Source organism: Glacieibacterium arshaanense (assembly GCF_004681125.1).
In the GTDB taxonomy this organism is placed as follows: Bacteria; Pseudomonadota; Alphaproteobacteria; order Sphingomonadales; family Sphingomonadaceae; genus Polymorphobacter_A; species Polymorphobacter_A arshaanense.
This window is the reverse complement of sequence record NZ_SIHO01000001.1, coordinates 155,202-167,106: the sequence shown is the minus strand read 5'-3', so window position 1 is coordinate 167,106 and position 11,905 is coordinate 155,202. Positions and strand designations below refer to the sequence as shown.

Genomic DNA, 11,905 nt, shown 5'->3' with positions numbered 1-11,905 from the left:
CCCGGTTATGGCGGGGCTATCCCATCAACGCCAGCGCCTTTGCGGCGCGATCGGCGTGGCGGACTTCTTCCTTGCCGTTCTGGCGCAGCAGCGCGGCGGCTTCGGCGTTGCCGATGCTTTGCGCCCAGCTTTCGTATAGGTCGTTGCCGTTCGTCTCGGCGCGCACCAGCCCTTCGAGCACCGCGGCGGTCAGCGCCGGCGCGGTTGCCGAAACATAGGGGTTTTCCTCATCGGCGGGCGGCGCGAACGGTTCGCCGGTCAGCAGCGTGATGACCTGCGCGACGCGGTGCGCGTGCGCCAGTTCCTCGCGGCCATTGGCTTCGAGCAGCGCGCGGATTTCGGGATTTTCGGACCCCGACGCCAGCCCGTAATAGCCCTTGAGCCCCGAGGCTTCGAGGAACACCATTAGCTTGAGGTCGTCGATCGTCGGCGCGGTGACGGCGTTGATGTGTGCAAACGCCGCGCCGGTAGTGGCGGGCGCGGATGCGGGCAAAGTGGTCAACGGATCGTGCTCCCTGTTAAAGCCGCAGAAGGCAGTGACGTTGGGACCATGTCAAGTCCCGCCAATTGCCGGCCATGGGCATTGTGCCGGGCAGCGGTGACCGCCGCGCGTAGCGAATTTGATTAACGTTAGTCCAAAATCGTATTATACTGTTAGTGTAATGTTCATATCCGATGCCTGTTTAGCGCATCAGCACATCTCGAGGGACCGATATGTTCACATTCATCGAAGACCTGCCGGCCGATGTGCTGGGCGTCGAAGCCTCGGGACCGATCACGCACGAAGACTATCAGAAGCTCATTCCGCGGGTTGACGCGATGCTTGGGAAAGGGCCGATCAAGGCACTTTACATCTTCAACGAAGGCGTCACGGAATTTTCGCCGCAGGCATTCTGGGACGATCAAGTGTTTACGGTTCGGCACTGGCGCGACTTCAGTCATCTGGCAATCGTAAGCGATGTCGGCTGGGCGCGCTTGGCGACGCGGATGTTTGCGCCCTTGTTTCCAGCCAAACTCAAACTGTTCAGAATGGATCAGTTGGCTGACGCCAAGGCGTGGATCGCCTCGGCGTCCTAGCATGCACCGCCGCTGACCAGACGATCAGGCTGTCGCCAGCAGTTTGTAGATAATGTTGCGCTGGATTTCGTTGGTGCCGGCGTAGATCGAACCGGCGCGGTCGTTGAAGTATTTGGGCGCGGCCTTTGCCGCATAGGCCGGGCCGACGCCGCTGTTGCCGGCGGGCGCGACAAACCCCGGCACTTCGCCGCCGGGTGCGGTCAGCTGCGGCTGGAACGCGGCGCCATAGACGCCGCTCGCCTCAAGCTCGATTTCGGTCAGGCGCTGGCTGAGCTCGGTGCCCTGGATCTTGAGTACCGAGGCCATCATGCCGGGCGTGCCGCCGCGCGACAGCAGCGCCATGAACTGCAATTCCTGCGCATCCATCGCGTCGATCTGCTGTTCGACGTCGGTAATCGCATGGCGCAGGCCGACACCGGTCTCGCCGGCCTCGCCGCTGCGCAGGAAGCGCCGCAGCCGCGCCAGCCGCGTGCGCAGGCCGGGGGCGTACTGGCTGCCGCCGCGTTCGAATTCCATCAGATACTTTGCCACCGTCCAGCCGTCATCGATGGCGCCGATGACGTTGCTGACGGGCACGCGCACGCCGTCGAACATCACCTGGTTCTGGATATGCTCGCCGCTCAGCGACACGATCGGGCGGACGCTGACGCCGGGCGCGTCCATGTCGATCAGCAGGAAGGTGATGCCGAGCTGCGGCTTGCCGATGTCGGCAGTGCGCACCAGGCAGAACATGCGGTTGGCGTAATGCGCGTGCGTCGTCCAGATCTTGGTGCCGGTGCAGACGAAATGATCGCCGTCCCGCACCGCCTTCATCCGCAATGACGCAAGGTCGGAGCCCGACTCAGGTTCGGAATAGCCCTGGCACCAGAAATCCTCGCCCGAGAACATCCGCGGCAGCAGCGTCGCCTTCTGTTCGGGCGTGCCATAGTGCAGCAGCACCGGGCCGATCATCCCCAGCCCCATCGGCGACAGCGGCGGCGCGCCGGCCTCGGCCAGTTCACGCGTGAAGATATAGCGCTGGACGACGCTCCAGCCGGTGCCGCCGTGTTCGACCGGCCATGACGGCACCAGCCAGCCGCGCTTGTGCAGCCGGCGTTGCCATTCGAGCGACACCTCGGGTTTCGAATAGACGCTGGTCATCTTCTCGCTGGTGGCGCGCAGTTCGGGCGTCAGCTCGGCATCGAGAAAGGCGCGCACTTCGTCGCGAAACGCCAGGTCAGCCGGGCTCCAGTTCAGGTCCATGGTATGCGTCATCCCCGTTCAAGCGGCGCTTGCTGCGCCTTTGAAACTATCTTGGCGAAGATTCGCGGGCGGCGCCAGTCACTGCGACATTGACGCACTGCAAAGGCCGCGCGATGAAAAGCCCGCAACATCAGGGGAGCGACGCATGTCGATCGAAACGCAAGAAGTCACCTACACCGCCGGCGACACGCAGGCGCACGGCGTGCTCGCGGTGCCCGCCGGCCATGACAAGGTCCCCGGCGTCGCGATTTTTGCCGACATCATGGGGCTGGGCAAGCAGACCAAGGCGTGGGGGCAGCGCATCGCCGATGAACTCGGCTATCTGGCGCTGGCGGCCGATGTCTATGGCGGTGGCGCCAGCCCGAAGGACTTTCCCGAAGGCATGGCGTGGCTCAACGCGCTACTCAAGAACCCCGACCAGCTCGCGGCACGTGCAGGCGGGGCGCTGAAGGTGCTGCACGCGCACCCGCGCTGCAACGGCAAGGTCGGCGCCATCGGCTTCTGCTTCGGCGGCTCGACGGTGCTGGCGATCGTCCGCGACGGCAACCCCGATCTGGCCGCTGGCGTCAGCTTCCACGGCGGGTTGCAGACCAACAAACGCGCGCAAAAGGGCAAGGTGCCGGCGAAGGTGCTGGTGCTGACCGGCGCCGAGGACCCGATGGTGACACACGACCACATCGCGGACTTCCTCAACGAAATGCGCGACGCCGAAGCCGACTGCCAGACCATCGCCTACACCGGCGCCGTCCACAGCTTCACCAACCCCGACGCCGACGGCCGCATGATGCCCGGCATCAAGTTCCACGAACCGACCAACCGCCGCAGCTGGCAGGCGATGAAGACGCATTTCGAGGAAGTTTTCGCATAAGCACGGCCGGTCGTTAGTGGCAAAATTGCCCTCGCGATTTTGCCACTAATGACGGACTCGTGCGCATGCCGGCCGGCAGGGCGGGCGGAACCCCCGCCCGAACCCGTCCGACGGCGTGGCTTTGCCACGACGGGCAGCTGTCTAGCTCGGAAATTCGGGACGCTAGAGATTAGCGTGAAGCTGTTGACGCCAGTGCGAGGCCACAACCTGAACTCGCTTCGGGGAATGACCGGAATGGGGTGGATTGCTGACAGGCAGGTTTCCAGTTAGCGTAGGCACAATGCATTTGAACGGGGCAGATAGTTGCGCACTCTGAGCTTCCTGCTCCCATTGCCCATATTTGCAGGCTTAACGCTCGTGGTAGATTATCGGCTAACCTTGGGGATAACTCTGACCGTTGTCGCATGTTTAGCCTATTTTAATCGAACGATAGAAAATTATTGGGATATTTTCACTTGGATGATTTTGACGCTACTTCTTACATGCGTCACTCTATCCAACAGCGGTAGACTTTCACCGGACGTTTCGATCGGTATCCTTATCTTGTATGCGGGACTTGCGTTGAAGCCGATGTGGACAAGGAAGAGTTAGCTAAATTCGCTCGCAGGGACGTCCGTCTGCAAGTGCGGGAAAAGCGCGAATGTCCGAAACGGGTCGGTTGCCGCCAGGCAGCTTTCCCCGCCGAAACCGGACTGGCGGCTTCCGGGGCAATCCCGCTCGTCTCGGGGCGGCGCAATGGCGACTATGGGGTGGGAAACGGAAAGGCAGGTTTTGGCTGAAGACGACGCGGAAGCGGACTTTCGCTTAATCGGCTGGATAGAAGGATTTATACACCGTTCGGACTATTGGGCCGATCTTCGTTCGTCGCTTAGCCAATGAAAAGGGGCGGCCGTTTCCGACCGCCCCTCACGTCTGGATGTCGGGTACTTAGGAAGCGGCGAGCGCAACCTTGCGGCGGCGCAGGCTGGTTCCGACCATGCCGAAGCCGGCGATCATTAGCGCCCAGCTGGCAGGTTCGGGGACGGCAGCGCCGGTCACTTCAACCGAGAAGTCGCCACCTAAGGGGTAACCGCTGCCCCCGGAGTAGCCAGAACCAAGGTCGCCGTTCGGGAAGTTCGCATATGATGTGACATCGAGCTGATACTTTCCGGCCCCGAGAGTGATCCCGATGAACGAGTCATAGGTATCATGGCCGGGCACATAGCCGTCATCATTGACTGCAAGCAACGAGCCCGACGGCATGGCGTAGAGCGAAAAGATCGAGTCGAAAGTCGGCATTGCAAACGCTGTGAACGTCACGGTGCCCGGTGTGGTCACAATAATGCTGAACGATGCAATGTCATCTGCTGACGTAAGCGTCCCGTACACGGTCACGGCACTTGCTGCGGTGGAAAATCCCATGCTGCTCGCAGCGACTGCGGCAGCAAGAAGACAAGCTTTCAGTTTACCCATGTGATACCCCTGTTTGCTGTGCCGAAAAGTGTCGGCACATAAACATATTTGCAAGAGCCATGCCAATTCAATTTGGTAAATCGAAACAGATATTTGGAAAATGCATAGTTTGGCAAAGTGTAAAACAATTTGACAATTTTCGAAGTTCGGACCCGATGGCGCGATGGCCATCTGCGGGGAAAGACTGGCAAGTTACAGAATTTCTGAGAAGGGATCGAAGGGCTCCTTCCAGGCATAAAAACTGGCGGACCTCGTAATCCTTGGAACGAATCCCCTGAAGGTCGACACCATGACCATCAAGGACATAGCCGTGATCGAAACGTTCAAGGACGGCGTCTCCGTCCACCTCAAGGCATGCTGACCGTTTCCAGGTGGCGCGGATCTCATTCCCAACGTCCAAGTTGGGGTCGTTTGCCGACAGGCAGCTTTTCACCCCGAAACCGGAACGGCAGCTTCCGGGCAATCTGAGGTCGACTCGGTAACGAGCTATGACCGGAATGGGGTGGGTTGCTGACAGGCTGCTTTGAGTTGCATATTTATTTTGAAAGCTTAGCAATCATTTGGATGTGAATAGGTAATAAGTCCATGATTTCAGCAATTGCTATTTTTTCATCCCTCTCATTTTTCTCCGTATTGCTTTGGTTCTTTCCAAAAAAAGTACAAATGTGGCTTATAAAATCCTATGATTTGGATGATCAACCAAATCGCCGATGGATAGACGTAGGTTTTGTCAAATCTCCGAATTACATCTATTATTTGAGATTTATTGCCGTGGTGATGGGAATATCTGCATTGGGAGGCTCGTACGCAGTTTTTTGTTAGGACATTGAACACTTGTAGAACCGGTTGCAAAGATAGAAGCGGCACATGCGATGGGCGCGAACGGAAACAGCGCCCCGACTTATAGCGACCGAAATGGGGTCGGTTGCCGCCAGGCAGCTTTCCCCGCCGAAACCGGACTGGCGGCTTCCGGGGCAATCCCGCTGGTCTCGGGGCGGCGCAATGGCGACTATGGGGTGGGAAGCGGACTGTCTGCTTCTGAGGTCCATAGCCAATCAATAGGACCTCGTATAAGCTTGGATTTAGCAACAAAATCGGCGGCGGTTGTAAATATTATGCAGGTGTCGAATTTAGTTACGATGGCCATTCTGCCAATCATAATTTGGCAATCTCTCGTTGCCGGAGCCGCATATGCTCAAGGTATTGACAACAAAAAAATTCAGAGGTTTGCCAAGTTTCGGTTAGCATTTAGCGTGTTGCTGGCGGTCTTTGTAGTTGCTGTCTCATGGAGATAGTAAACATTTAGACTGAATTGCAACAGATACGGCAAATTCGCGGATCGCGGTCGATTGAATGGCGGCTATTGGTCATTCGACTTCTAGATTGGAAAGACCGCAACGGGGTCGGTTGCTGCCGTTCTGCTTCCTCTCCCGTTTGCGGTAGAGGGACCATAGGTCAGATCACCAGCGGCCCATGCTCTAACTTCGGCAGCACATGCCGCGCGAACAGGTCGCATTCGGCGGCGTGCGGGTAGCCGGACAGGATGAACGCTTCGATGCCTTCGGCCTGATAGGCGCGCAGTTTCGCCAGGATCTGGTCGGGATCGCCGACCAATGCGGCGCCGCAGCCCGAGCGGGCGCGGCCAATGCCGGTCCACAGATTGTCCTCGACATAGCCTTCGTTGCCCGCCGCCTCACGCAGTTCGGCCTGGCGCTGGACGCCGACGGAGGTCGAATCGAGCGACTTGGCGCGGATGGCGTCGCCGGTGGCGGCGTCGAGCTTCGACAGCAGCCGCGATGCGGCGGCACGCGCCTCGGCCTCGGTTTCGCGCACCACGACATGGACGCGGTAGCCGAAGCGCAAGGTGCGGCCATAGGCGGCGGCGCGCTTGGTCATGTCGGCGACGATTTCGCGCACCGCGGGCATGGTGTCGGGCCACATCAGATAGACATCGGCGGCCTTGGCGGCGGCATCGCGCGCGTCGGGCGACAGCCCGCCGAAATACAGCGGCGGGCATTTGCCGCTGACCGTCTTGATGCCCGGTGGGTCGAGCTTGAGCTGCCAATGCTCGCCCTGATAATCGAGCGGCTGGCCGTTGAGCAGCGTCTTGAGGATTTCCATCAGCTCGACGGTGCGCTGGTAGCGCGGCGCACTCGCCAGCACCTCGCCGGGCATTTCGGAGCTGATGATGTTGACGTTCAAACGACCATTCGCCAACTGGTCGAGCGTCGCGATCTGGCGCGCCAGTTGCGGCGGCCAAGCCTCGCCCACCCGCACCGCCATCAGCAACTTGATGCGCCGCGTAACCGTGGCGATCGCGGCGGCAAACGCCGTGGTATCGATGCCGAGCGCATAGCCGCTGGGCAGCAGGATATTGTCGAAGCCGCCCTTTTCAGCGGTCAGCACAATGTTGCGGCAATGCTCCCAGCTCGATTTGAGCGCGGCGTCGGGTTGGCCCAGGAATTCATAGTCATCGTCGCACAGCGCCGAAAACCAGCTGACTTCGCAGCCCTTGGCGACAGCATTCATGGCAGGTTTTCCCCAAGCGAACCGACGAGAATGGCGTACCATTCAGCGCGCGTGAAACTGACCTTGAAGGCTTCCGCCGCCTCGGCGATGCGCGCCGGGGTCTGCGTGCCGACAATCGGGATGGGCCGCGCCGGATGCGCCATCACCCAGGCATAGGCGACTGCCGAGACACCGACGCCGAAGCGTTCGCCGTGCGCCTTGAGCAGCGCCTTGACCGCGGTTGTGCGCGCGTCGTCGGGCTTGCCGCGACCGGGGCGCGGGTCGCCGCCGACCAGCCGCCCCTGCCCCAGTGGCGACCACGCCAGCACGGCATAGTCATTGGCCATCGCCTGATCGAGCACGCCGTCGAACAGCGGTGCAGTGGCGAGCGGCGAAAACTCGGGCTGGATGCTCGCGAGCGGCAGGCTCATGTGCGCGGCGAGTGCGGCGGTTTGCGCGGGCGTGTGGTTCGACACGCCGATGGCGCCGATCTTGCCGGCCTTGACGAGGCCTTCGAGCGTGCGCGCGGTTTCAGCCGGATGCGCCAGCATGTCGGGGCGGTGGATCTGCCACAGGTCGATTCGCTCGACACCGAGGCGCGTCAGCGATGCATCGACGGCTTCGACCAGATAGGCCGGCGACGAATCATACGGCACACCCATGCGGATGCCACCTTTGCTGGCGAGCACCATGCGGTCGCGCAGCGCCGGCGCCTCGGCAAGCACCTTGCCGAGCAGCAGCTCCGACGCGCCGAACGGCTCGTCATTGTCGGGGCCGTAAATGTCGGCGGTATCGAGCAAGGTCATGCCGGCATCGAGCGCAGCTTCGACACGCTCGCGCGCGGCCCGGACGTCGGTGCCGGCGAAGCGCCACATGCCCCACGCCATGGGTGAAACGGAAAGTCCGCTCTTGCCGAGCGGACGTGATTTGGGGGAGAGGGTGATTTCGGTCATGCGGGCGTTTTGACACAAAGGAACAGGCAATGGGAGACGCAATTCGCTGGGGCATCGTCGGTTCGGGGATGATGGGCATCGAGCACATCAACAACCTCAAGCTGACGCCGGGCGCAACGATCGTGGCGCTGGCCGATCCGGTGGCGTCGTCGCTCGCCATGTCGCAGCGCGCCATCGGCCACGAGGTCGCGACGTTCGCCGATAGCGCCGCGCTGGCGGCAAGCGGGCTGTGCGACGCGGTCGTGGTATCGTCGCCGAACTTCACCCATCATGACGTGCTCGGGCCGCTGATGGACGCGAGACTGCATATATTGTGTGAAAAGCCGCTGTGCACGACGCTCGCCGATGCGCGGGCGATTGCGACGCGTGCCAAGGGCTATGACCGGATTTTCTGGACGGCGATGGAATACCGCTACATGCCGCCGGTCGCCGATTATGTCGCGCAATTGCACGCCGGCCGCGTCGGCAAGCTGCAGATGCTGTCGATCCGCGAGCACCGCTTCCCGTTCCTCGTCAAGGTCGGCGACTGGAACCGCTTTGCGCGGAACACCGGCGGCACGATGGTCGAAAAGTGCTGCCACTTCTTCGACCTGATGCGGCTGATCGTCCAGGCCGAGCCGGTGCGCATCTATTGTTCGGGCGGCAACGACGTCAACCACCAAGACGAGCGTTATGACGGGCAAAAACCCGACATCATCGACAACAGCTACACGACGGTCGATTTTGCGAACGGCGTGCGCGCGATGCTCGACCTCAGTATGTTCGCCGAAGGTGCCGAGCAGCAGGAAGAAATCTGCGCGGTCGGCGACAATGCGCGGCTCGAGGTGTTCATCCCCAAGGGCGAGATCGTCTTCAGCCCACGCGTCGGCTTCATGAACCCCAAGCAGGTTGAACGCCGGGTCGTCGAAGTCGATGGCGCCGCGCTCGCCGCCGGCCATCACCACGGCGCCAGCTTCTACAGCCACGCGGCCTTCGCGCGGGCAGTGCGCGGTGAGGGCAAGATCGAAGTCACCGCCGATGACGGGCTGCGTGCGGTCGCCATGGGTCTCGCCGCCGAAATCAGCGCGAAAGAGCATCGCGTCGTCGAAATGGCCGAATTGGGGCTCTGAAGGCCGATTTCGACGAAAATTGGCAGTCAAACCGCGCAAAGTGTTGCGACTGAATCACAGCTGCGCCCAAATCCGATACCCCACAGGATAGCTGGGGTTAACAATTGCCGGTTTTTGCTTTGTTGTGCCGAAAACTGTCCTAACAGATGCGTACCAACATCGCCGCGGTGCATTTGGACCGACGGAGAGGGTATTTTCCAGGGGAACTGACCGATGAATCGTTCAATCATGCTTGCCAGCACCGCACTGCTGGCTTTGACCGCGCTGCCGGCGCTCGCGCAGAGCACCGTCGCCAACGCGCCGAAAAACGTCAACGTGCAGGACGCGCAGGAGACTGCCGACGCCGATGATCCCGATGCGATCATCGTGACGGCGCAGAAGCGCGCGCAGAAACTGCAGGACGTGCCCGTTGCGGTCAGCCTCGTCACCGGTGACCAGATCCGCGACCTCGGCGGCGTCAACATCGCCAACGTCCAGTATCTCGTCCCCGTGCTCAACTTCCGCCAGTCGGGCACCAGCCTCAACCAGTCGCTGTTCCTGCGCGGCGTCGGCACGATCAACTTCTCGATCGCCGCCGAACCATCGGTCGCCGTCGTGCTCGACGGTGTCGTGCTCAGCCGCGCCGGCGAAGGCTTCGGCGACCTTTATGACGTCGAACGCATCGAAGCACTGCCCGGTCCGCAGGGCACGCTGTTCGGCAAGAACGCCTCGGCGGGTGTCGTGCAGATCATCAGCCAGCGCCCGACGCGCAACCTGTCGGGCTATGTCGAAGGTTCCTATTACAGCCAGAACGAATGGCGCGGCCGCGCGACGCTCAACTATCCGATCACCGACAAGCTGCTGACCCGCGTCACCGGCTTCTACGGCCAGTATGACGGCAACATCGAAAACGTCGCCGCCAACGTCCAGTCGACGGTTAACGGCTACAAGCACTACGGCATCCGCGGCATGGCCGAGTATCAGGCGTCGGACGATGTCTCGCTGCTGCTCATCGCCGACTACCGCAAGGCCGAGGATGATTGCTGCGCTGAAGTCATCGCGACGACGCCGGTCGGCATCACCGCCGGTGCGCTTCCGGGTGTGACGATCCAGGGGAACAAGACCCGCCAGATCGAACAGAACCTCGTCACCGCGACGAACGAAACCAGCTGGGGCGTGTCGCTGGAGGCCGACATCGCGCTCGGCAACAACACGCTGACCTCGATCACCGCGTATCGCAGCTGGGACAACCAGGAAATCCGCGACGGCGACTTCCTCAGCCAACCCTATGTCGGCGTCGCGCAGTTGCACGACAATGGGCCGCAGACCGGCACGACGTTCAGCCAGGAACTGCGCATCGCTTCGCCCTCGGGCGTGCCGCTCGAATGGACCGCGGGTGCCTATTACTCGCGCTCGGTTTCCGAACGCACCTTCACGCGGAGCGACATCGTCTGCTCCGCGACGACGCTGCCGGCGATTTCGCCGGGTCTGTTCCCGTGCTCGACGGCGCCGGGTGTTTCGACGGTGACCTTCCCGACCGGGACGGCCAACTTCGGCTCGACGATTTCGAACATCGCGGCGTTCGGCCAGGCGACGTGGAACATCAATACCCGCTTCCGCGCCATCGGCGGCCTCCGCCTGACGCTCGACAATCTCGATGTCTTCCATGGCCGCGATACGACGCTGTCGGGTCCCGGTATCAACCCGTCGGGCCCGGTGGTCGGCGGCGTTACCTATTCGATCGCCTATCCGTGGCCGGGCAGCACCAGTTCGAGCAACCTGTCGGGCAAGGTCGGCCTGCAGTACGACATCGTGCCTGAATCGACCGCCTATGCGACCTACTCGCGCGGCTACAAAGGCCCGGCGTACAACATCTTCTTCAACCTGACCGCCACCGGCATCGGCGCGATCGAGCCCGAAACCGTCAACGCCTTCGAACTCGGGCTCAAGAACTCGCTGTTCGGCGGCAAGATGGCGCTCAACCTCGCGGCCTGGTACGCCAAATACTACAACTATCAGGCGAACAACCCCGACCTCGTCGCCGGTGTCGTCGTGACCCGCCTGACCAACGCTGGCAACGTCTCGACGCAGGGCGCCTCGCTCGACCTGATCTGGCGCCCCACGACCAACCTCAGCTTCTCGGGTGGCGTTGCCTACACCGATGCGCAGGTTGACCAGTTCAAGGTGCCGCCGGGCGGCAACCCCGCAGCCGTCGTGCCGTCGGGCACACAGCTGCCGAACGCACCGACATGGAAGATGACGCTGGGCGGCAACTACACCATCGAAACCGGTGGCTTCGCCAACGTCAACCTCGGCTTCCAGAGCGCCTATCAGTCGAGCCAACTGTCGCAGCTCGACCCGAGCGCCGCGGTGCGTGCCGCAACGACGATCCCGGCGTACGGCATCCTCGACCTGACGGCCGGCCTCGCGTCGCCCGATGGCCGCTGGTCGCTGCTCGGCACCGTCAAGAACGTCTTCGACCAGAGCTTCACCGCCAGCATCACCACCGGCGGGCCCGGCGGGTCGCTGCGCTATATCATTCCGCGTGAAGCGGATCGGTATTGGGGTCTGACGGCGCGGGTCGGCTTCTAAGCGGCCAAAGCGAAGCGGAAATTTGCCCTTCGCAAATTTTCGCTTCGCGCCGGACTCGCGTGAAGCCCGGCCGGCGGGGCGGCGGCGAACCGCCGCCGAACCCGTCCGACGGCGTGGCTTTGCCA

General features: G+C 61.9%; 9 protein-coding genes. 4 read left to right on the top strand and 5 right to left on the bottom strand.

What is annotated here, in order from left to right:
* Positions 1 to 16: 16 nt before the first annotated feature.
* A complete protein-coding gene (locus tag EUV02_RS00740) occupies positions 17 to 502 on the bottom strand; it encodes a ferritin family protein (protein WP_135244322.1) in 486 nt (161 codons plus the stop codon).
* Positions 503 to 714: 212 nt separating this feature from the next.
* Between EUV02_RS00740 and EUV02_RS00735 the strand changes: the two genes are divergently transcribed.
* On the top strand, positions 715 to 1,077 hold the full coding sequence (locus EUV02_RS00735) for a SpoIIAA family protein (protein ID WP_135244321.1): 363 nt from the start codon (positions 715 to 717) through the stop codon (positions 1,075 to 1,077).
* 24 nt (positions 1,078 to 1,101) lie between these two features.
* Here EUV02_RS00735 and EUV02_RS00730 read toward each other — a convergent pair whose 3' ends face one another.
* Positions 1,102 to 2,331, bottom strand: a complete 1,230-nt coding sequence (locus EUV02_RS00730; protein ID WP_243445722.1) for an acyl-CoA dehydrogenase family protein — start codon at positions 2,329 to 2,331, stop codon at positions 1,102 to 1,104.
* Between the two features lie 133 nt (positions 2,332 to 2,464).
* Here EUV02_RS00730 and EUV02_RS00725 point away from each other — a divergent pair, with 133 nt between their 5' ends.
* Complete coding sequence (locus EUV02_RS00725) at positions 2,465 to 3,187, top strand: dienelactone hydrolase family protein (RefSeq protein ID WP_166430446.1); 723 nt, start codon at positions 2,465 to 2,467, stop codon at positions 3,185 to 3,187.
* A 927-nt stretch (positions 3,188 to 4,114) separates the two neighbouring features.
* Here EUV02_RS00725 and EUV02_RS00720 read toward each other — a convergent pair.
* The 3 genes from EUV02_RS00720 to EUV02_RS00710 form a co-directional block, all read right to left on the bottom strand.
* Positions 4,115 to 4,810 (bottom strand): DVUA0089 family protein, encoded by a 696-nt coding sequence (locus tag EUV02_RS00720; protein WP_207790077.1) that lies wholly within the window; start codon positions 4,808 to 4,810, stop codon positions 4,115 to 4,117.
* Between the two features lie 1,284 nt (positions 4,811 to 6,094).
* Positions 6,095 to 7,168 carry an LLM class flavin-dependent oxidoreductase gene (locus EUV02_RS00715; RefSeq protein WP_135244319.1) on the bottom strand — a complete coding sequence of 358 codons (1,074 nt, stop codon included), beginning with the start codon at positions 7,166 to 7,168 and terminating at the stop codon, positions 6,095 to 6,097.
* Entirely contained in the window at positions 7,165 to 8,100 is a 936-nt protein-coding gene (locus EUV02_RS00710) for an aldo/keto reductase (protein WP_135244318.1), read from the bottom strand. Before EUV02_RS00710 ends, EUV02_RS00715 begins: the two co-directional genes overlap by 4 nt.
* 29 nt (positions 8,101 to 8,129) lie before the next feature.
* On the opposite strand from EUV02_RS00710, the gene EUV02_RS00705 reads away from it, so the two are divergent.
* Both EUV02_RS00705 and EUV02_RS00700 read left to right on the top strand, forming a co-directional pair.
* Complete coding sequence (locus EUV02_RS00705; RefSeq protein WP_207790076.1) at positions 8,130 to 9,209, top strand: Gfo/Idh/MocA family protein; 1,080 nt, start codon at positions 8,130 to 8,132, stop codon at positions 9,207 to 9,209.
* 213 nt (positions 9,210 to 9,422) lie between these two features.
* On the top strand, positions 9,423 to 11,780 hold the full coding sequence (locus EUV02_RS00700) for a TonB-dependent receptor (protein WP_135244317.1): 2,358 nt from the start codon (positions 9,423 to 9,425) through the stop codon (positions 11,778 to 11,780).
* Positions 11,781 to 11,905: the final 125 nt, after the last annotated feature.

Excerpts from the sequence above, each read along its gene's own strand:
- EUV02_RS00725 (WP_166430446.1), top strand. The coding sequence starts at position 2,465 with ATGTCGATCGAAACGCAAGAAGTCACCTACACCGCCGGCGACACGCAG.
- EUV02_RS00700 (WP_135244317.1), top strand. The coding sequence starts at position 9,423 with ATGAATCGTTCAATCATGCTTGCCAGCACCGCACTGCTGGCTTTGACC.
- EUV02_RS00715 (WP_135244319.1), bottom strand. The coding sequence starts at position 7,168 with ATGAATGCTGTCGCCAAGGGCTGCGAAGTCAGCTGGTTTTCGGCGCTG.
- EUV02_RS00735 (WP_135244321.1), top strand. The coding sequence starts at position 715 with ATGTTCACATTCATCGAAGACCTGCCGGCCGATGTGCTGGGCGTCGAA.
- EUV02_RS00720 (WP_207790077.1), bottom strand. The coding sequence starts at position 4,810 with ATGGCCATCGCGCCATCGGGTCCGAACTTCGAAAATTGTCAAATTGTT.
- EUV02_RS00705 (WP_207790076.1), top strand. The coding sequence starts at position 8,130 with ATGGGAGACGCAATTCGCTGGGGCATCGTCGGTTCGGGGATGATGGGC.
- EUV02_RS00730 (WP_243445722.1), bottom strand. The coding sequence starts at position 2,331 with ATGACGCATACCATGGACCTGAACTGGAGCCCGGCTGACCTGGCGTTT.
- EUV02_RS00710 (WP_135244318.1), bottom strand. The coding sequence starts at position 8,100 with ATGACCGAAATCACCCTCTCCCCCAAATCACGTCCGCTCGGCAAGAGC.